This window comes from Aquamicrobium lusatiense, from assembly GCF_014201615.1.
GTDB lineage: Bacteria > Pseudomonadota > Alphaproteobacteria > Rhizobiales > Rhizobiaceae > Mesorhizobium > Mesorhizobium lusatiense.
Window position 1 is genome coordinate 390934 of the sequence record NZ_JACHEU010000001.1, and the last position, 19114, is coordinate 410047.

Annotated in this window: 14 protein-coding genes; 2 read left to right on the forward strand and 12 right to left on the reverse strand. The window is 63.5% G+C overall.

Going from position 1 to position 19114, the window contains the following annotated elements; genetic code table 11:
* Entirely contained in the window at window positions 1-1818 is a 1818-nt protein-coding gene (locus HNR59_RS02020) for an ABC-F family ATP-binding cassette domain-containing protein (protein WP_183825249.1), read from the forward strand.
* Between the two features lie 5 nt (window positions 1819-1823).
* Here HNR59_RS02020 and HNR59_RS02025 read toward each other — a convergent pair whose 3' ends face one another.
* The 4 genes from HNR59_RS02025 to HNR59_RS02040 form a co-directional block, all read right to left on the reverse strand.
* Complete coding sequence (locus tag HNR59_RS02025) at window positions 1824-2777, reverse strand: DMT family transporter (protein ID WP_183825252.1); 954 nt, start codon at window positions 2775-2777, stop codon at window positions 1824-1826.
* A 136-nt stretch (window positions 2778-2913) separates the two neighbouring features.
* The gene (locus HNR59_RS02030) at window positions 2914-3564 is read right to left on the reverse strand and encodes a LysE family translocator (protein ID WP_183825255.1); all 651 of its coding nucleotides are present in this window, start codon (window positions 3562-3564) and stop codon (window positions 2914-2916) included.
* A 55-nt stretch (window positions 3565-3619) separates the two neighbouring features.
* On the reverse strand, window positions 3620-5362 hold the full coding sequence (locus HNR59_RS02035; protein ID WP_183825257.1) for a hypothetical protein: 1743 nt from the start codon (window positions 5360-5362) through the stop codon (window positions 3620-3622).
* A gap of 68 nt (window positions 5363-5430) precedes the next feature.
* Window positions 5431-6726: an adenylosuccinate synthase gene (locus HNR59_RS02040; protein WP_183825260.1), complete on the reverse strand. Its 1296-nt coding sequence runs from the start codon at window positions 6724-6726 to the stop codon at window positions 5431-5433.
* A 209-nt stretch (window positions 6727-6935) separates the two neighbouring features.
* On the opposite strand from HNR59_RS02040, the gene HNR59_RS02045 reads away from it, so the two are divergent.
* Complete coding sequence (locus HNR59_RS02045; RefSeq protein WP_183825263.1) at window positions 6936-7838, forward strand: DMT family transporter; 903 nt, start codon at window positions 6936-6938, stop codon at window positions 7836-7838.
* A 53-nt stretch (window positions 7839-7891) separates the two neighbouring features.
* On the opposite strand, the gene serA is transcribed toward HNR59_RS02045, so the two are convergent.
* The 8 genes from serA to ybgF all read right to left on the reverse strand — a co-directional run bounded on the left by serA (window position 7892) and on the right by ybgF (window position 19075).
* Complete coding sequence (gene serA / locus HNR59_RS02050; RefSeq protein WP_183825266.1) at window positions 7892-9493, reverse strand: phosphoglycerate dehydrogenase; 1602 nt, start codon at window positions 9491-9493, stop codon at window positions 7892-7894.
* A gap of 78 nt (window positions 9494-9571) precedes the next feature.
* Entirely contained in the window at window positions 9572-10747 is a 1176-nt protein-coding gene (locus HNR59_RS02055; RefSeq protein WP_183825269.1) for a phosphoserine transaminase, read from the reverse strand.
* 195 nt (window positions 10748-10942) lie between these two features.
* Window positions 10943-11683: an outer membrane protein gene (locus HNR59_RS02060; protein WP_183825272.1), complete on the reverse strand. Its 741-nt coding sequence runs from the start codon at window positions 11681-11683 to the stop codon at window positions 10943-10945.
* Between the two features lie 211 nt (window positions 11684-11894).
* Complete coding sequence (locus HNR59_RS02065; protein ID WP_183825274.1) at window positions 11895-12776, reverse strand: outer membrane protein; 882 nt, start codon at window positions 12774-12776, stop codon at window positions 11895-11897.
* A 214-nt stretch (window positions 12777-12990) separates the two neighbouring features.
* Window positions 12991-14340 carry a phosphoglucosamine mutase gene (gene glmM / locus HNR59_RS02070; RefSeq protein WP_183825277.1) on the reverse strand — a complete coding sequence of 450 codons (1350 nt, stop codon included), beginning with the start codon at window positions 14338-14340 and terminating at the stop codon, window positions 12991-12993.
* A gap of 259 nt (window positions 14341-14599) precedes the next feature.
* Window positions 14600-16537, reverse strand: coding sequence for an ATP-dependent zinc metalloprotease FtsH (ftsH, locus tag HNR59_RS02075; RefSeq protein WP_183825280.1), 1938 nt, complete (start codon window positions 16535-16537; stop codon window positions 14600-14602).
* Window positions 16538-16670: 133 nt separating this feature from the next.
* On the reverse strand, window positions 16671-18017 hold the full coding sequence (tilS, locus tag HNR59_RS02080) for a tRNA lysidine(34) synthetase TilS (protein WP_343060590.1): 1347 nt from the start codon (window positions 18015-18017) through the stop codon (window positions 16671-16673).
* Window positions 18011-19075: a tol-pal system protein YbgF gene (gene ybgF, locus HNR59_RS02085; protein WP_183825283.1), complete on the reverse strand. Its 1065-nt coding sequence runs from the start codon at window positions 19073-19075 to the stop codon at window positions 18011-18013. The genes tilS and ybgF overlap by 7 nt, the downstream gene beginning before the upstream one ends.
* Between the last annotated feature and the right edge of the window lie 39 nt (window positions 19076-19114).

Here is a 19114-nt window from a genome sequence, read left to right on the forward strand (position 1 = left end):
ATGGCTCCCCCGCTTCTCAATCTCGCCGGCATCCGCCTGACCTTCGGCGGCACACCACTACTCGACGGCGCTGACCTCACCGTCGCGCCCGGCGACCGCATCGCGCTGGTCGGGCGCAACGGTTCGGGCAAGTCGACACTTCTGAAGATCGCGGCCGGTCTGGCCGAGGCGCAGGACGGCGAGGTTTTCCGCCAGCCGACAGCCACCATCCGCTATCTGGCGCAGGCGCCCGACATGGACGGCTTCGCCACGGTGCGCACCTATGTCGAGGCAGGTCTCGGCCCCGCCGATGATCCCTACCGCGCCACCTATCTGCTCGAACATCTGGGCCTCAGCGGCGATGAAGCACCGGGCGAGCTTTCGGGCGGCGAGGCCCGCCGCGCCGCACTTGCCCGCGTCATGGCCCCGGAGCCCGACATTCTGCTGCTCGACGAGCCGACCAACCATCTCGACCTCAATGTCATCGAGTGGCTGGAAGAAGAGCTGATCCGCTCCTCTTCGGCGCTCGTCATCATCTCGCACGACCGCCGCTTTCTCGAGCGCGTCTCGCGCGCCACCGTCTGGCTCGATCGCGGCCAGACAAGGCGGCTCGACCGGAGCTTTGCCCATTTCGAGGAATGGCGCGACCAGATTCTCGAGGAAGAAGAGCGCGACCAGCACAAGCTTGGTCGCCAGATCGCGCGCGAGGAACACTGGCTGCGCTATGGCGTCACCGCCCGGCGCAAGCGCAATGTGCGCCGCCTCGGCGAATTGCAGACCCTGCGCCAGCGCCACCGCACCTATCGCGGCGCGGAAGGCGCTGCCACCATGGTGGCGAGCGACGCGGCGGAATCCGGCAAGCTGGTGATCGAGGCGAAGTCGATCTCGAAGAGCTTTGGCGAGCTGACCGTCGTCAGCGACTTCTCCACCCGCATCCAGCGCGGCGACCGCATCGGCCTCGTCGGCCCCAATGGCGCCGGCAAGACCACGCTGCTGAAAATGCTGACCGGCGAGCTGAAGCCGGACGCGGGCAATGTGCGCCTCGGCGTCAATCTGGAGATCGCGACCCTCGACCAGAAGCGCGAGGCCGCCGACCCGAACGAGACGCTCGCCCATTATCTCACCGACGGGCGCGGCGAGAGCCTGATCGTCAATGGCGAGCAGCGCCATGTCGTCTCCTACATGAAGGATTTTCTGTTCAAGCCGGAGCAGGCGCGCACGCCGGTGCGCGAGCTTTCGGGCGGCGAGCGCGCCCGCCTGCTTCTGGCGCGCGTGCTGTCGCGTCCGGCCAATCTTCTGGTGCTGGACGAGCCGACCAACGACCTCGACATGGAGACGCTGGAATTGTTGCAGGAGCTCGTCGCGGGCTTTGCCGGCACGGTCATCCTCGTCAGCCATGACCGCGATTTCCTCGACCGCACCGTCACCAGCGTGATTGCTCCTGAAGGAAACGGGCGCTGGATCGAATATGCCGGCGGCTATTCCGACATGCTCTCGCAGCGCGGGACCTCGAAGCTGGACGACCGCAAGCTACGCGCGCGCAGCTCCGGCGATGACGACAAGCCCGCCGCCAGATCGCAGGAAGCCGCGAAGGCCGCCTCGAAAAAACTGTCCTTCAAGCAGAAATTCGCGCTCGAAAACCTGCCGAAGAAGATCGAGGCCGCGACCGACACGATCAACCGGCTGGAAGACCAGATCGCCGATCCGGGGTTTTACGACCGCGACCCGACAGGCTTCCAGAAAACCATCGCCGCCCTCGACAAGGAGCGCGCGGCACTCGCCGCCTTCGAGGAGGAATGGCTGGAACTGGAAATGCTCCGCGAAGAGCTGGAAGGGTAAATCGGTCAGGCCCCGTCCGCGGGCGGCGGCACGCGTCGCCCGGCCAGCGCCCGCCACAGCCTTCCGTCGATCGCGGCGAGGCCGAGGCCGATCAGCGCCATGCCGGCCAGATGGCGCGGCAGCAGCACCTCGTTGAGAAACAGGAAGCCAAGCAGAATGGCGCTGACCGGCACAAGGAAGGTGACCAGTGCCAGATTGCTGGCTCCGGCTGATGCCAGCAATCTGAAGAACAGCACATAGGCAAGCGCCGTCGAAAGCACCGCAAGCCCCGCCACGGCGCCGATTGCCGCCATTGACGGCATCGGCAGTTCCCACGGCCTGTCCACCACCAGCATGACCGGTACCAAAAGGATGCTGGCGGTCACCACCTGCCCGGTCGCCGTCACCAGCGGCGCCACGCCCATGGTGCGGAAGCGCCGCCCGTAAATGCTGGCCAGCGCATAGGACACCGTGGCCGACAGGCACATCAGCTGCGCCGTGACATGGCTGCCCAGATCCTGCACCGCATCGATGCCGACCATGACGGCAACGCCCAGAAAACCGATGACCACACCGATGAAGCGGTTGCCCGTCATCTTTTCGTCCGCAGTCAGGAAATGCGCGAATAGCACGGTGAACAGCGGCGTCGCCGCGTTGAGGATGGAGGCGACGCCGGCCGCGATATGCTGCTGGCCGCCGACGATCAGCGAAAAGGGAATGGCGTTGTTGGCAAGGCCGATGACGAAAAAGGCCGCCCATATGCGCCTGCCGGTCGGCAGTTTCAGCCCCGTCGCCCTCAACAGGACAAGCATCAGCACCGCCGCCACCACCACGCGCCCCACCACGACGGTGAACACCGGCAGTTCCCGCACCGCGATGGCGTTGAAGAAGAACGACCCGCCCCATAACAGCGACAGGCACAACAGGGTTGCCCATTCCGCCGGGGTCATCGGCCGGTTGGCCGCAACTGGTTTCGTCATGTCTCACCCCGAGCATTTCGCAGCCAGCTGAAAACAGCTGGCGTCGCATGAGTACGGCTAAAAAAGAGCAGAAATGCCGCGCGCTGGTCCCTGCCACGCGGTCAGGCTACTGGCGACCCGATTCCTGACGGCCGATCTATTTGCGGTTGTTCCCGGCGAAGGCGGCGCTGACGCCAAGGCCGATGAACAGCACGCCGCTCACATAGCGCTCGAAACGGGCATAGGAGCGGCTTTGACGCAGACGCTCACCCAGAGCCCCAGCCGCGAAAGCGTAGCATCCGTCGCTGACCACGCCGAGCGCCGTGAACACCAGCCCCAGAAAGGCGATCTGCATGGCCACATGCCCGCGCTCCACCTCGACGAACTGCGGCAGGAAGGCCAGGAAGAACAGGGCCGTCTTGGGATTGAGCAGATTGACGACGAAGCCGTCGCGAAACAGGCGCGGATAGCTGTGCGGCTTCATCTGCATGTCCGTGCCGCCCTCTTCGTCACGTCCGAAAATCTTGCGCAGGCCGATCCAGATCAGATAGGCGGCACCGGCATATTTGACGATGGAGAAGGCAACGGCCGAGGAGGCGAGCAGCGCCGAAAGGCCGAGCGCGGCGGCAGCGACGTGAACCAGCGTGGCGACATGGATGCCCATGTCGGAAACCAGGCCGGCCTTGCGCCCCTGCGCCACCGAACGCGCCACGATGTAAAGCACCGCTGGCCCCGGAATGATGAGCAGCGCGATGGCGGAGACCACGAACAGCCCGAGACTGGCCGCACTGGGAACAACGATTTCCATGGACGCCCCTCCCGGCAACCCTCGGCGGCTTTAAGCCGTCAGCCCCGCCCGGACATCATTGTCCGGACGCTTTCGCCTGCCATGCCTTGATCGCCTCGTCGAAGACCTTGTCGCCGGGAATGCCCTTTTCCATGGTGAGCAGGGCACGTCGGCCGGACTTGTAGATCACCGGCACGTCGATCCATTCCTGATTGCGCAGCAGCGACAGGTTGGCTTCCTGATCCGCCTTCGTGTCGTTGAGCGCGACGAGGAAATAACCGTCCGCGATCTTGGCCGGGATGCCGATCAGCGGATTGCCCGCTTCCTGCTCGGCCGCCTTCAGCGCAATGCGCAGAACATTGTCGATGCCGCCGCCCTCGAAACCGTCGGGCGTCAGGAAGATCATCTCGATGATGTGGCTGGCGGGAAGAGTGTCGTCGGCATTGCGACGGATGGTGAAGCGAAGCTGCACCTCCTTGCCCGGAACCTGAACCTCGCCACGGATGGCGGGCTCCGGCGGCTCGTCGCCGCCCGGCGATTCCTGAACCAGCGACCACACCACATTGCCGGGCTCAGCGGAGCCCTGCGCGACATTGGTGCGCTCTTCGTAGTAGATTGCCTTCTGGCCGACGGCCACGCCTGCCTGCCCGGTCTGGGCCTGCTGGGCCTGCGAAGGTGCGGCCGGCTGGCTGGAATCGGGAGCTGCCGAAGGCGGAGGCGTCGTCAGCGCCACGACCGAGGAGCCCTCACCGATGGAACTGCCGCCGCCGGCCGGGCCGGGATCGGTTTCCTTGCCGTCGGGCAGCAGGCGCTGGGTGAATTTTTCCGAACCTTCGCCATTGCCGGTCGCTGGAGGGGAAGCAGGAGCCGGCGCGGGCGTTGCCGGCTGCGCATCGGCCGTATTCTCGGCAGGCGGGGGCACCTTGACCGGCTTGACGACAATCGGCTTCGGATCGCCATCGCTGCTTGCGAACATGGTGCCGAAGGCATCCCCGAGGGCGTCCTTGTTGAGCCAGGCCGCGTAGCCGCCACCGCCCAGAACCAGCAGTGCCAGCAGGCCGATGATCAGCCCCCGGTAGCTTCTGCGCCCGCGTTCTTCCTCGAAGTCGAACGCAAGTTCGGGCTGGCGGTCCACAGGCGGCTCAGGCGGGATGTCGAACAGCTCATCGTCATCATCCTGCGGATATGCGTTGCCGGCAGGGGAACGACCTGTCCCGATATCGGCTTCGCCGGCATCGACTTCAGGCTCGTATCGGAACGGTTCCGCGCGGGAAACCGGCTCTCCACGGTCCGAAAAGGGTTTTGTGCCTATGTCCTCGGCAGGCCCGGGAGCGGCTGGAGGCGGCACCGGCTTTTCCGACGGGAGAGGAGAAGCAGGCGTCTTGGCAGGGAAAGCAGCAGGTGTCGGCGCCGCCGGTTCCAATCTTGTCGGAGCCGGGGCTGAAGCCGACGTCTGCGCGGGCGCAGCCGCAGGGGGCGTGCGGCCAATGACCGGAGCAGACACGGCCGGAGCCGTATGCGTCTGCTGGTTCTTGTTGCGGTCGATGGAGGAGAAGATGTTCTCCAGCTCGGCCAGCGGGTCGATTTCAGGTTCCGGTGGAGGTGGCGGCGGCGCGAAATCGCGCTCGACCGTGGCGATGGCGTCCTCCAGCATCTTCTTCTGGCGTTCGGCCACCGCTTCCGGCGGCTGCGGATCCAGAGCGGCCAGCTTGGAAGCGATCGTCGCACGGGCCTTGTCATAGACCCTGGCCCGGATCTCGGGCGTGGTTTCGCCCAGACCGCCGAGCGTCTTCTTCAGAACCGCAACGAAATCTGCCATGCTACAGTCGACCTGTCCTTGTCATCGGCGGCGCGGAGCCCACGGCCCGCCCCGCCGAACGGGCATAGTTAATCCTGAAACGGGTCCGTCACAAGTATCGTGTCGTCCCGCTCCGGGCTGGTGGAAAGCAGCGCCACCGGGGCGCCGATCAGTTCCTCGATGTGGCGCACATACTTAACTGCCTGCGCCGGCAGATCGTTCCAGCTGCGCGCGCCGGCGGTCGTTTCCTTCCAGCCTTCCAGCGTCTCGTAGATGGGCTGTACACGAGCCTGCGCGCCCTGGCTGGCCGGCAGATAGTCGATCTTCTCGCCATCGAGCATATAGCCGGTGCACACCTTGATCTCGTCGAGACCGTCGAGCACGTCGAGCTTGGTGAGCGCGATGCCCTTGATGCCGTTGACGGCGACGGCCTGGCGCACCAGCACGGCATCGAACCAGCCGCAGCGGCGCTTGCGGCCGGTGACGACGCCGAATTCATGGCCGCGCGTGCCGAGGAACTCGCCGATCTCATTGACCTGCTCGGTCGGGAACGGGCCTTCGCCGACGCGCGTGGTGTAGGCCTTGGTGATGCCGAGCACATAGCTGAGCGCGCCGGGCCCGATGCCGGAGCCGGCGGCGGCCTGCCCGGCCACCGTGTTGGACGAGGTCACGAAAGGATAAGTGCCATGGTCTATGTCGAGCAGCGTGCCCTGTGCGCCCTCGAACAGGATGCGCTCGCCCGCCTTGCGGCAATCGTCCAGCACCTTCCACACGCGGTCCATGTAGGGCAGGATCTCGCCGGCGACCGACGTCAGCTCCTGCATGATCGCCTCATGCGCCACCTCGGCGTGGCCCAGCCCCTTGCGCAACGCATTGTGATGCGTCAGCAGACGGTCCACCTTTGCCGGCAGTGTTTCGAGATCCGCCAGATCCATCACCCTGATGCCACGGCGGCCGACCTTGTCCTCATAGGCAGGACCGATGCCGCGCCGCGTCGTTCCGATCTTCGTTCCGGAATTGGAGGCCGCGTCTTCGCGGAAACCGTCCAGTTCCCTGTGCAGGGAAAGAATAAGCGCGGTATTTTCGGCGATTTTCAGGTTGTCGGGATTAATTTCCACGCCCTGCCCGCGCAGCTTGGCCACTTCGGCCACGAAGGCATGCGGATCGAAGACCACGCCATTGCCGATGATGGAGAGCTTGTTGCGCACCACGCCCGAAGGCAGCAGCGACAGCTTGTAGACGTTGCCATCGACGACGAGCGTATGCCCGGCATTGTGCCCGCCCTGAAAACGCACCACCACATCGGCGCGCTCCGACAGCCAGTCCACGATCTTGCCCTTGCCTTCGTCGCCCCATTGCGAGCCGACGACCACCACATTGGCCATGTCTTCTTCCCTTCAATCGGGCCGCAATCCAGCGCGCCCGTAAAAACGACAGGCCTCTATAGCGTCCACAAACGCTGCGCGCGACCTTTGTTTGCCGTTTGGAGGCGCTGGCAGCACAACAATTTTGGCTGAGGCGTGGTTTATCTGGCAAGAAGAGCCATTACAACGTCCCGAACGCACTTGCCTTCCGTCCCGGTGGTTTCCATCCCATGAAACAGAACCCTTATCTCCTGCTGGCGGCAGCCACATTGTTCTGGGCGGGAAATTCCGTTGCAGGCAAGATGGCGGTCGGCCATGTGTCGCCGATGTTCCTCAACGCCATCCGCTGGGGCATCGTGCTGGTTGTTCTGGCTGTTGCCGGGCGCCGCGAGATCATGGCGGACTGGCCCGTCATCCGCCAGCACAAATGGTACCTGCTGGCCATGGGCGCCATCGGGTTCACCATTTTCAGCGCGGCGCTCTACAGCGCGCTCCTCTACACCTCCGCCACCAATGCCAGCATCGAGCAGGGCGGCATCCCCCTGCTAGTCTTCATCTTCAGCTACCTGCTCTATGGCACCCGCACCACGCTTGCCCAGTTCGGCGGCTTCGTGCTGTCGTTCGCGGGCATCATACTCACCGCCACGCATGGCGAACCGGAGCGGATCCTGCAGCTCGACGTCAACTTCGGCGACGCCCTCATGATCATCGCCATCCTGACCTACGGCTTCTACACCGCCGCCCTGCGGCGCAAGCCGCAGCTTCACTGGATGAGCCTGATGGCGGCGCTGTGCGCGGGCGCGTTCATCAGCGCCCTGCCCCTGCTCTGGGCGGAAATGGCGGCCGGAGCGCTGATCCTGCCCGATGCCACGGGCTGGGCGATCATCGCCTATGTCCTGCTGTTCCCGTCGCTGCTGTCGCAGATCTTCTACATACGCGGCGTCGAGATCATCGGCGGCAACCGCGCCGGCCTGTTCATCAACCTTTTGCCGGTCTGGGGCGCACTGCTGGCAGTCGTCATCCTCGGCGAGGAATTTCAGGCCTATCACGCCATTGCGCTGGTTCTGGTGCTGTCGGGGGTGCTCGTCGCCGAGTGGGACGGACGCCGCCGGGCCTCGGGCGCCCGGACGTAAAAAAGGCCGGGGAACCCGTCCCCGGCCTTGTTCTGAATATGTGAAGCTGTGGTCTACAGACCGTTGACGTCGAACTGCAGGCGCTTGGCCGAATCGATCTTTTCGTGCGCGCGCACCTCGGCCAGAGCATCTTCCGGGAACGGCGCATCGAGATAGAGCAGCGCGATCGCATCGCCGCCGGGGCGGTTGCGGCCCAGCGCGAAGTTGGCGATGTTGACCTCATGCTTGCCGCACAGCGTGCCCAGGAGACCGATAATGCCGGGCGCATCGGCATTGGTCGTGTAGAGCATGTGCTGGCCGACCTCGGCATCGAGATTGATGCCCTTGATCTGTATGAAGCGCGGCTTGCCGTCGGAAAAGCAGGTCCCGGCGATCGAACGCTCCTGATGCTCGGTCTTCACCGTCAGCCTGATATAGCCGTCGAAGACGCCGGACTTGTCGCGCTTGACCTCGGCGACGATGATGCCGCGCTCCTTCACCATGATCGGTGCCGACACCATGTTCACATCGGCCACCTGCGGGCGGATCAGGCCGGCAAGGGCAGCACTGATCAGCGCCCTGGTGTTCATCGTTGCGGTCGAACCGTCAAAAAGGATCTCGACTTCCTTGATCGGATCTTCCGTGACCTGACCGACGAACGCGCCCAGCACTTCGGCAAGCTTCACGAACGGCTTGAGGCGTGGCGCTTCCTCGGCGGTGATCGAGGGCATGTTGATGGCGTTGGAAACCGCGCCCTTGACCAGATAGTCCGACATCTGCTCGGCAACCTGCAGGGCGACATTCTCCTGAGCTTCCGAGGTCGAAGCGCCCAGATGCGGCGTGCAGACCACGTTTTCCATGTTGAACAGCTCGTTGTCCGTCGCCGGCTCGACCTCGAACACGTCGATGCCGGCGCCCGCCACCTTGCCGCTCTTCAGCGCGGCGATAAGGTCGGCCTCGACGATCAGGCCGCCGCGGGCGCAATTGATGATGCGCACGCCGTCCTTCATCTTCGCAATGGATTCGGCGTTGATGATGTTGCGGGTCTTGTCGGTCAGCGGCGTGTGCAGGGTGATGAAGTCGGCGCGGGCCAGCAGCTCTTCAAGTTCCACCTTCTCGACGCCCAGCTCTTCGGCGCGGCTTTCGGAGAGGAACGGGTCGAAGGCCACCACATGCATCTTCAGGCCGACGGCGCGGGTCGCCACGATCGAGCCGATATTGCCGGCGCCGATGATGCCCAGCGTCTTGCCGGTGATCTCGACGCCCATGAAGCGGTTCTTCTCCCACTTGCCGGCATGGGTGGAAGCATTGGCTTCCGGCAGCTGGCGGGCCACGGCGAACATCAGCGCAACGGCATGCTCGGCGGTGGTGATGGAGTTGCCGAACGGCGTGTTCATCACGATGATACCGCGACGCGAGGCGGCCGGAATGTCGACATTGTCGACGCCGATGCCGGCGCGGCCGACAACCTTCAAATTGGTCGCGGCGGCGATCAGCTTTTCCGTCACCTTGGTGGCCGAGCGGATGGCAAGGCCATCATACTGGCCGATGACTTCGAGAAGCTTTTCCTTGTCCTTGCCGAGATCGGGCAGGTAATCGACCTCGACGCCGCGATCCTTGAAGATCTGGACGGCGGTAGGAGAAAGCTTGTCGGAAACGAGTACGCGGGGCGCCATGATGGCCTCCTTCGTCTGAAAATCTGGAAATTCGGGAGAGGAATGGGCCGCCTGACAGCAGGCAGCCCGAAATCACGATCAGGCAGCGGCCTTCAGCGTCGCCTTCTGCTGGGCGAAGGCCCAGTCGAGCCATGGCATCAGCGCTTCGAGATCGGAGGTCTCGACAGTCGCGCCGCACCAGATGCGAAGGCCCGGAGGGGCATCGCGATAGTGGCCGATGTCATAGGCGACGCCCTGCTTGTCGAGCAGCGCGACCACCCCCTTGGCGAAGGCCGCCTGACCATCCGCGTCGAGCGCTGCGATGTCGGGATCGACGATCGACAGGCATACGGACGTGTTCGAGCGCGTTGCCGGATCGGTGGCGAGATTGGCGAGCCAGTCCGACGTTTCCACGAAGCGGTCGACAACGGCGAAATTGGCGTCGGCGCGGGCGACCAGCGCATCCAGTCCGCCGATCTCCTTCGCCCAGCGCAGCGCGTCGAGATAGTCCTCGAGCGCCAGCATGGACGGCGTGTTGATGGTCTCGCCCTTGAAGATGCCTTCGATCAGCTTGCCGCCCTTGGTCATGCGGAAGAGCTTCGGCATCGGCCAGGCGGGCACGTAGCTTTCCAGCCGCTCGACAGCGCGGGGCGACAGGATCAGCATGCCGTGCGCGCCCTCGCCGCCCAGCACCTTCTGCCAGGAGAAGGTCACGACATCGAGCTTCGCGAAATCGAGACGCTGTGCGAAAGCCGCCGAAGTCGCGTCGCAGATCGTCAGGCCCTGACGGTCGGCGGGAATGAAATCGCCATTGGCCACGCGCACGCCGGATGTGGTGCCGTTCCATGTGAAGACCACATCGCGGTCGAAATCGATCTGCGCAAGGTCCGGCAGCTCGCCATAGGGCGCCTCGATCCTGCGGATGTCGGGAAGCTTCAGCTGCTTGACCACATCGGTCACCCAGCCGGCGCCGAAGGATTCCCAGGCGACCAGATCGACGCCGCGCGGACCGAGCAGCGACCACAGCGCCATCTCGACGGCGCCGGTATCGGAGGCAGGAACGATGCCGATGCGGTAATCGGCCGGAACCTGCAGAATTTCACGGGTAAGATCGATGGCCTCGGCCAGCTTGTTCTTGCCAAGCTTTGCTCGATGCGAGCGCCCGAGCGCGGCATCGGCAAGCGCTTCGAGCGACCAACCGGGACGCTTCGCGCAGGGACCAGAGGAAAAACGGGGATTGGCCGGACGCTTGTCCGGCAGAGGCAGTGCTGTCATCGTGGTCTATCCTTCCAGATAGGTAGCCCCTCGTTGGGGAGGGGTGGCCCACGGACGGCGATATGCCTTCATGCCTCAGGCGTCAAGAGGAAAGTTGATGTCGCGGGCGGAACACATCCGCACGCGCAAAAAGGCCGCACATGCGAAAAGGGCGGACCGGAGCCCGCCCTCGTAAGAATCCGTTCGAGGTCCCGTTCACCACAGGTCGTAGCGCAGGCCGACCTTGATCTGATGGTTGTCGATGCCCTTGTGCTGGGAAATACCGGAGGTGCCATCCAGCGAGAAATACTCCGCATCGGGCGAAGACAGATACTGGTAGCCGACATCCAGAACCAGATTGTCCGTCAGCTTGTAGGCTGCGCCGGCAGCAAGCGAATAGGCGAAAGAATATTCGCTCTTCTTCCCCGAAGCGGCAAGTATTCCGGTAGGATCGGTGTAGCTGTACGACGCGCTGCTGCGCGACTGCATCACGCCGATGCCGGCCCCGACATAGGGGGTGATGCCGACATAGGTGCCGAGATCGACATAGCCGTTGACCATCGCCGTCCAGGCGTTGTTCTTGACCCGCGCCGTCAGATCGGCGGTGCCGTCGGTGCCCCATGCATCGGTTTTGTTGCCGGGAAGCCAGCCGATGTTCACGTCGCCGCGCAGATAGTCGTTGAAATGGTAGCCGAAGCCGAGGCTGGCGAAGACGGGCTTTTCCTTTTCGGAAAAGCTGAAAACCGTGGAATCGAAATTGACGTGCTTGTAGCTTTCCTCGGGAAGATAGGCCACATCGCCGCGCAGATACCAGCCTGAACCGATCTCGACGGGAACATATTCCGGCGCTTCTTCCACAAAGATCGGCGGATCGTAATCGGCCGCCGATGCGGCAGCCGTCAGAAGAGCAAGCGGGGCCGTTGCCAGCGCCAGCGCGATGCAAGTGTTCAGCTTCATGTCACCAACTCCCGAGGTTGGCGCTGGTCGAAAAAAGGGAAACCCAGCCGCCTGTCATGAAGCATTGTTAACCATACCGGTTAAATCAGCGTTAAGGCTAACCAATCCTTTCAGCACCCACGGCACAAAGAGTTTGCGTTGCCGGGCGAAAAAGCAAAACCGCCCGGCGCATGGCCGGGCGGTGGAAAACAGGCTGTTCTGGAAGCTGACGCTACTTGGTGTAGATCGGCTCCGGCTCGTAGACGACCGTCTGCGGCTCTTCGCAACGACCAGATCCCTCGCCGAAGGTGTAGCGCAGACCGCCACGAACCTCATGGTTGTTCAGGCCCTTGTCGTGCCCGGGACCCGCGCCGATGCCGCCGGCTGGCCCGGCATAGTCGAACATCTTGCCGCCTTCGATGCGGGTGAAGCGATAACCGACATCGAGGTCGAGATTCTTCGTCAGGCAGTAGGATGCGCCGGCAGCAAGCGAATAGGCGAAGCGCCAGCCCTTCTTTCCGCCATGCGTCGTGGTGGAGCAACCCGGATTGTTCGGGTCGTCGCAGATGGTGTTGTCGAGCTTGTCCCATTTCACATGGGCGCCGCCGATGCCGCCGCCCACATAGGGCGTTATCCTGTGCCAGGTGCCGAGGTCGACATAGGCATTGGCCAGCAGAAGCAGCGCCGAATAGGAGGTGGTGTCGACAGAGGTGCACTGGCTGGCGCCGCACCAGCCACTCGTGCCGCCGCGGAACTTCGACTTGGCCAGCCAGTCGAGTGTCAGATCGGTGCGGAAACGGTTGTCGAACTGATAACCGGCGCCGATGCCCGCCGACATGGCGCCTTTGAGCTTATGATGATCGAAGCTGCCTGTGCCCGGACTGGCGCCATAGGTGATGTAATCGGCGCCGCGGAATTTCGACCAGTGGTAGTCCACGTCGCCGCGGATGTACCAGCCGCTGTAGCTGCCCTGCTCTTCATAAACCACCGGCGCTGGATCGCGGATCACCAGCGGCTCGTCCGTAATGTCCGCTGCCAGTGAAGGACCGGCGAAACCAGCTACCAGGCCCGCCCCGATGCCGGCCAAAACAGCTTTCCTTGCGAAGCTGAACATCCTTGTCTTCCCCTGAATGCCCTGACCCGAAGAGGGTCTGAAAATCATTGCGTTCAGTAAGGACAATGAATGGTAACGGTTAAGGGTGATTTAACCCTGCTCATTAACCACGTGTCTGGCGTAAAAAAATCGCACACAGGTTGCGGTCGGCGCATCACCTGAAAGGCCGGACAAAACTTGCCCGGCCGCAAACCCCAGAGAAACAAGCAAAGTTTCAGGCTGCGCTGCGCACCTGGGAGAGAACCTGCACGATGTCGTCGACCACGGATTCCACCAGCTTCGCGTCATCGCCTTCTGCCATGACGCGGATGAGAGGCTCGGTTCCGGATGGCCGGATGACCACGCGACCACCCTCTCCAAGCCGGTTACGTCCTTCTTCGATGGCTTCCTGAACCTGCTTCTCCTCCAGCGGCGCGCCGCCGGAGATACGCACATTCTTGAGCAGCTGCGGCACCGGCTCGAACTTCTTCGCCACTTCGCTGACCGGCTTGTTCAGCCGCTTGATGCAGGCCAGAACCTGCAGGGCGGAAACCAGCCCGTCGCCGGTGGTGGAGAAATCGGACAGAACAATATGGCCGGACTGCTCGCCGCCCACATTCAGGCCGTTGGCGCGCATATGCTCGACCACATAGCGGTCGCCGACCTTGGTGCGGTGGAGGTCAAGTTTCAGTCCGGTGAGAAAACGCTCCAGACCGAGATTGGACATGATGGTGGAAACCACGCCGTTGCCGGTGAGGCGGCCGCTCTGATGCCAGGATTCAGCGATAAGCGCCATGATCTGGTCGCCATCGACGATCTCGCCCTTTTCATCGACGATCACCACCCGGTCGGCGTCGCCGTCGAGCGCGATACCGATATCGGCGCGCACTTCGTGGACCTTGTTTTGCAGGCCCGCGGGATGCGTCGAGCCACATTCCTTGTTGATGTTGAAACCGTTGGGATCGTCATTGATCGAGATGACGTCGGCGCCCAGTTCCCACAGCGCGGCCGGGGCGACCTTGTAGGCAGCGCCATTGGCGCAGTCGATGACGATGCGCAGACCCGACAGGGACATGGAACGCGGCAGGGTGCGCTTGGCAAATTCGATATAGCGGTCATGGACACCGTCGACACGCTTGGCCCGGCCAAGGCCCTCCGGGTCGGCAAGCGCCATGTCGACACCATTGTCGAGCAGTGATTCGATGCGCCCCTCGATCTTGTCGGAAAGCTTGTAGCCGTCAGGCCCGAACAGCTTGATACCATTGTCCTGAAAGGGATTGTGCGATGCCGAGATCATGACGCCCATGTCGGCGCGCAGGGATCGCACCAGCATGGCGACGGCCGGTGTCGGAATGGGGCCGAGCAGGAAGACATCCATGCCGGCCGCACACAGACCGGCCACCATGGCGTTTTCGATCATGTAGCCGGAAAGCCGCGTGTCCTTGCCGAGCACGACGCGATGGCGATGGCTGCCGCGCTGGAACGACAGACCCGCCGCCATGCCCACACGCATGGCAATCTCCGCCGTCATCGGAAATTTGTTGGCCTGCCCGCGAATACCGTCGGTGCCGAAGTAACGTGCCATGAAAAGCTTCCCCTTACCGATCGCACAGTGGCGTCTATTGCCACACCCAGCCCCGCACCCGATATCAAATTATATGATTGGAAGTCATCATTCCAAGGTAAACGGTGAACTGAATTTGGAAAATATCTCGCCCAAATCATAAGATTTCCTGACGGAAGGCTCTTTTCCTCCCCGAAAAAGCCGTCCCGCACACCCCTTCAAAAGAAAACGCCGCGCAGAGCGCGGCATTTTCCATGTGTCGGCGCGGTCGCCGGGGAACTCAGTTCTGCGGCTGGGGTTCCATGCCGCCTTCCGGCTCCGGACCCTTCTTCTTGCCTTTCGCGGTGCCGCCGGCCTTGGGCACGGCCGAGCCGCGGCTGGTCGGCGTATCGTCGCCCAGATCGCGCGAAGGCTTGTTTCCGGCCAGCAGGTCCCTGATCTCGTCGCCGGAAAGCGTCTCGTATTCGAGCAGCCCTTCCGCCAGCGCGATCCAGTCCTTCTTCTTCTTGGTCAGGACATTCATCGCAGTGGTGTAGGCTTCCTCGATCAGGCGGCGAACTTCGGCATCGATGATCTGCGCGGTCTCTTCCGAGATATTCTGGGTGCGCGCGACCGAATGGCCGAGGAACACCTCTTCCTGATTGTCGCCATAGGCAACATGGCCGAGCTTGTCGGAGAAGCCCCAGCGCGTGACCATGGCACGGGCGAGCTTGGTCGCCTGCTCGATGTCCGAAGATGCGCCGGAGGTGATGTTTTCCTTGCCGAACTTGAGTTCTTCCGCCACGCGGCCACCCATCATGATCGCCAGACGCGAGATCATGTATTTGTAGCTCATCGAGTAGCGGTCGCCCTCGGGCAGCTGCATGACCATGCCGAGCGCACGGCCGCGTGGAATGATGGTCGCCTTGTGCAGCGGATCGGCGGACGGAACATTGAGCGCCAGAATGGCGTGGCCGGCCTCGTGATAGGCGGTCAGCTCCTTCTCGGCCTGCGTCATGGCCGAGGAGCGGCGCTCCGCGCCCATCATGATCTTGTCCTTGGCGTCCTCGAACTCGGCCATGGTGACGAGGCGCTTGTTGCGCCGCGCCGCCATCAGCGCCGCTTCGTTGACGAGGTTCATCAGGTCCGCGCCGGAGAAGCCGGGCGTACCGCGTGCCAGCACCTTAAGATCGACATTCGGCGCCAGCGGCACGTTGCGCACATGCACCTTGAGGATCTTCTCGCGGCCGACGATGTCGGGGTTCGGCACCACGACCTGCCGGTCGAAACGGCCGGGACGCAGCAGAGCCGGGTCGAGCACGTCGGGACGGTTGGTGGCGGCGATCAGGATGATCGATTCGTTGGACTCAAAACCGTCCATCTCGACCAGAAGCTGGTTCAGCGTCTGCTCGCGCTCGTCATTGCCGCCGCCGAGACCGGCGCCGCGATGACGACCCACCGCATCGATTTCGTCGATGAAGATGATGCAGGGCGAGTTCTTCTTGGCCTGGTCGAACATGTCGCGCACGCGGCTTGCGCCGACGCCCACGAACATTTCAACGAAATCCGAGCCGGAAATGGTGAAGAATGGCACATTGGCTTCACCCGCAACCGAGCGCGCCAGCAGCGTCTTGCCGGTGCCGGGAGGGCCGACGAGCAGCACGCCGCGCGGAATCTTGCCGCCGAGACGCTGGAATTTCTGCGGATCGCGCAGGAACTCGACGATTTCCTCAAGATCCTGCTTGGCCTCGTCCACGCCCGCCACATCGGCGAAGGTGACGCGGCCATGCGCCTCGGTCAGAAGCTTGGCCTTGGACTTGCCGAAACCCATGGCGCGGCCGGAACCGGACTGCATCTGGCGCATGAAGAAAATCCACACGCCGAGGATCAGGATCATCGGCAGCCACGACAGGAGATAGCCGAAAAGCGTGTTGGAACCGTCGGTCTCCGGGCGCGCATTGATGGTCACGCCCTTGGCCTCAAGCTTTGAAACCAGCGACGGATCGCCCGGCGAATAGGTCTGGAAACCGGAAGCGCTGTCGCCGTAGGAACCGCTGATGCGGTCGCCGGCGATGGTCACGGTCTTGACGCGGCCCGACTGAACATCCTGCAGGAACTGCGAATAGGGAATGTCGGTCGCGGCTCCGCGCGTCTGCGGCGTCTGGAACAGATTGAAGAGAGCGATAAGCAGAACCGCTATGATCGCCCAGAGCGCAAGGTTGCGGTAGTTCGGATTCATCGATTGTCCCGTTGGCGGCCGTCAGGCGCGCGTCGTTGAAAGGAGCCTTCGCCTAACATAGGCAGCCCATACTCCATTGCCAAGCAAAAGCACGACAATCGGTTAAGGCGGCGCATTGTCCCTGTCCGGCTGTCTAAACCGCTGCGTTCGGCAAAGGCAGCGGAGGAAGCGGCGATGCCATTGCAAGTTCTGCCAGAATCCCGGCCGACTGAACATCGAAACCCGGCAAAAAACGGGCGAAAGGCGCAATCACTGGCATGAGTGCGACATTTTCTCCGGCGCAATCCACCTCCGGCTCGGCGGCGAGGGCCGCACGCACGAGGCTCACCGGCACATCAGGGAGCGGAAATGGGTCTGGCAGAGTTCCGGCGACGGGTTTGCCCCTGGAAAGGACCGCGCCCGCGCGAATGACCGAAGCAGCGGCCGTTTTCCGCATGCTAACCCTGAAGCGTCCATCCCAGAGCATTCCGTCCACTGCCCGCAGGGGCGCCGGCAGGCCGCGCGCCTCGCGCAGCAGGAAAATGCCGGTCCGTCTTGCATCGACCAGAACCCGCGCCAGCGTCGCGCGATGCGAACCGCCCTTCCCCAGCGCCTCCAGCAAAGAGGTGACAGCCGCCTCGTCCGGCAGCATGGGAAGACCGCCGATGGTCGACAGCAACAGACGCAGCGCATGGATAGCGGCAGCGCGATCTTCTTCGTCCGCGAAAGCGGGATGCAGCCTGAAAAGTCCCCGGGCGGGGCGGGAGGCATGGCGGCGGATCAGACTGGCCGCGCGCGCATCGAGATCGCTTCGGTTCCTGCCTGCCGCCTCTGCCACCTTCAGGGCCGCAGCGATGCCGGGCTCACCGAGGGCGGCACGCACGCGGGGCCGCTCATAGCTATGGTCCTCATTGGTGGGATCGTCCATCCAGCCGGCACCTCTTGTCCGCAACATGGCGCGTAGAGCCTCGCGGCGCATGCGAAGCAAAGGCCGGACGATCCAGATATCTCCGTCGAACAGGGTAAAAGGGGCCATGCCGGCAAGCCCGCGCTCCGTTGCGTCAACGACGTCGCGGCGCTCCAGCCGCATGGTCACGGTCTCGGCCTGATCGTTGGCCGTGTGGCCTGTCAGCACCATCGGGATGCCTTTGTCGCGGGCAACCCCGGCCAGCAGGTCGTAACGCGCATCGCGCGCGGCGGCGAGAAGGCCCGTCTTGGGCTTCTGGCCCTCCCACACGCGAATTCGATGTTCGATGCCGAGCGAAGCGCACAGAGCGCCGACTTTCAACGCCTCGTCATGAGAGGCGGGGCGCAGGGCGTGATCGACCGTTACCGCGACGAGCCTCGCGTGCGGCCGATGCCTGCGGCAAAAATCGTTGAGAAGAAAGAGAAGTGCGGTGGAATCGCTGCCGCCCGAAATTGCCACGACCGCACCGCGTGACAGATCGAGATCAAAAAAAAGGCGGGCTTCGTGGTCCGGTTCTGCTTCCAGCGTCAGCACGACGCGAGCGCCCGTTCCTGTTTTACGCGTTCCTTCAGAGCACCCGATGCGTTGGGGTAGCGCTTGCCGATCTCGCCGAAGGTGGCGCAGGCCACATCGCGCTGCTTGAGACCCACCAGCGAAACGCCGAGCTTGAGCAGCATGTCGGGGGCCTTCTTTGCCTTGGGATAGCTCTTGCTGGCGGCAAGGAAGACTTCGGCGGCATCACGATACTTCTGCTGCCCGAGCAGGGATTCGCCCAGCCAGTAATGCGCGTCGGCAGCGTTTGCATCCTTGGGAAAACGCTCGATATGCTCGCGGAAACCGGCTTCGGCGGTGCTGTAATCACCTGAAAGCACGAACTGATAGGAGTTCCGGTAGAGCTCCTGCGGGTTGTCGGTGCGCGGCAGGGCTGCAACCACCGTATTCCCGCTATCGGCCGGCGGTGTCGCCGAAGCACCGGGGTCGGTCACTGTTACCGAGCGCGTGCCGGCGCCGGCATCGATGACATTTCCGTCCTTGTCGACGGTGATGGTGCCGAAATTACCGGGAGGGGTACCCGGAATGAGCTTGCCCGGCTCGCCATCGCCGGAATCGACGATGATGTCCTCCACGGTGGATCCTCCGGCGACATCGCCGGAGGTTGTTGGGCCAGAGGTTGCGGGGTCGGAATTCGTTGCGCCGGGGGCAGCGGCAATGGAACTGCCCGAACCGCCCGCATCCGATTTTTTCTGCCCGCCCTGTGACCCTTCTTCGAGCTGCTGGAGGCGAAACTCATTGTCCTCCTGCTGCTTGCGGATCTGCTCCTGCATTTGCAGGATCTGGAAGTTGAGTTCCTCGACCTTGCCGTTGAGAGAGCGAATCTGCTCTTCCAGCGCCGTCATGCCGCCGCTCTGGGCCAGCTGAACGGTGCCTTCATCCTTTTTGGCGCCGAACAGGTCGGGCAGTTCCACGCCCGGCAGCTTGAAGGAAAAGCCGCCGCGCTCGGCAGCCGCAGGTCCGGCTTCGCTCGCCATGGCGGCCGCGCCGGACAGAAGCAGCACAGCCAGCGTGCCGCTCAGGATTGATCTTAGATGCATGAGCCTCTCGCCATTACAGTGAAACCCGGTTTCGCGTCC

Excerpts from the sequence above, each read along its gene's own strand:
- HNR59_RS02020 (WP_183825249.1), top strand. The coding sequence starts at position 1 with ATGGCTCCCCCGCTTCTCAATCTCGCCGGCATCCGCCTGACCTTCGGC.
- HNR59_RS02025 (WP_183825252.1), bottom strand. The coding sequence starts at position 2,777 with ATGACGAAACCAGTTGCGGCCAACCGGCCGATGACCCCGGCGGAATGG.
- HNR59_RS02030 (WP_183825255.1), bottom strand. The coding sequence starts at position 3,564 with ATGGAAATCGTTGTTCCCAGTGCGGCCAGTCTCGGGCTGTTCGTGGTC.
- HNR59_RS02035 (WP_183825257.1), bottom strand. The coding sequence starts at position 5,362 with ATGGCAGATTTCGTTGCGGTTCTGAAGAAGACGCTCGGCGGTCTGGGC.
- HNR59_RS02040 (WP_183825260.1), bottom strand. The coding sequence starts at position 6,726 with ATGGCCAATGTGGTGGTCGTCGGCTCGCAATGGGGCGACGAAGGCAAG.
- HNR59_RS02045 (WP_183825263.1), top strand. The coding sequence starts at position 6,936 with ATGAAACAGAACCCTTATCTCCTGCTGGCGGCAGCCACATTGTTCTGG.
- serA (WP_183825266.1), bottom strand. The coding sequence starts at position 9,493 with ATGGCGCCCCGCGTACTCGTTTCCGACAAGCTTTCTCCTACCGCCGTC.
- HNR59_RS02055 (WP_183825269.1), bottom strand. The coding sequence starts at position 10,747 with ATGACAGCACTGCCTCTGCCGGACAAGCGTCCGGCCAATCCCCGTTTT.
- HNR59_RS02060 (WP_183825272.1), bottom strand. The coding sequence starts at position 11,683 with ATGAAGCTGAACACTTGCATCGCGCTGGCGCTGGCAACGGCCCCGCTT.
- HNR59_RS02065 (WP_183825274.1), bottom strand. The coding sequence starts at position 12,776 with ATGTTCAGCTTCGCAAGGAAAGCTGTTTTGGCCGGCATCGGGGCGGGC.
- glmM (WP_183825277.1), bottom strand. The coding sequence starts at position 14,340 with ATGGCACGTTACTTCGGCACCGACGGTATTCGCGGGCAGGCCAACAAA.
- ftsH (WP_183825280.1), bottom strand. The coding sequence starts at position 16,537 with ATGAATCCGAACTACCGCAACCTTGCGCTCTGGGCGATCATAGCGGTT.
- ybgF (WP_183825283.1), bottom strand. The coding sequence starts at position 19,075 with ATGCATCTAAGATCAATCCTGAGCGGCACGCTGGCTGTGCTGCTTCTG.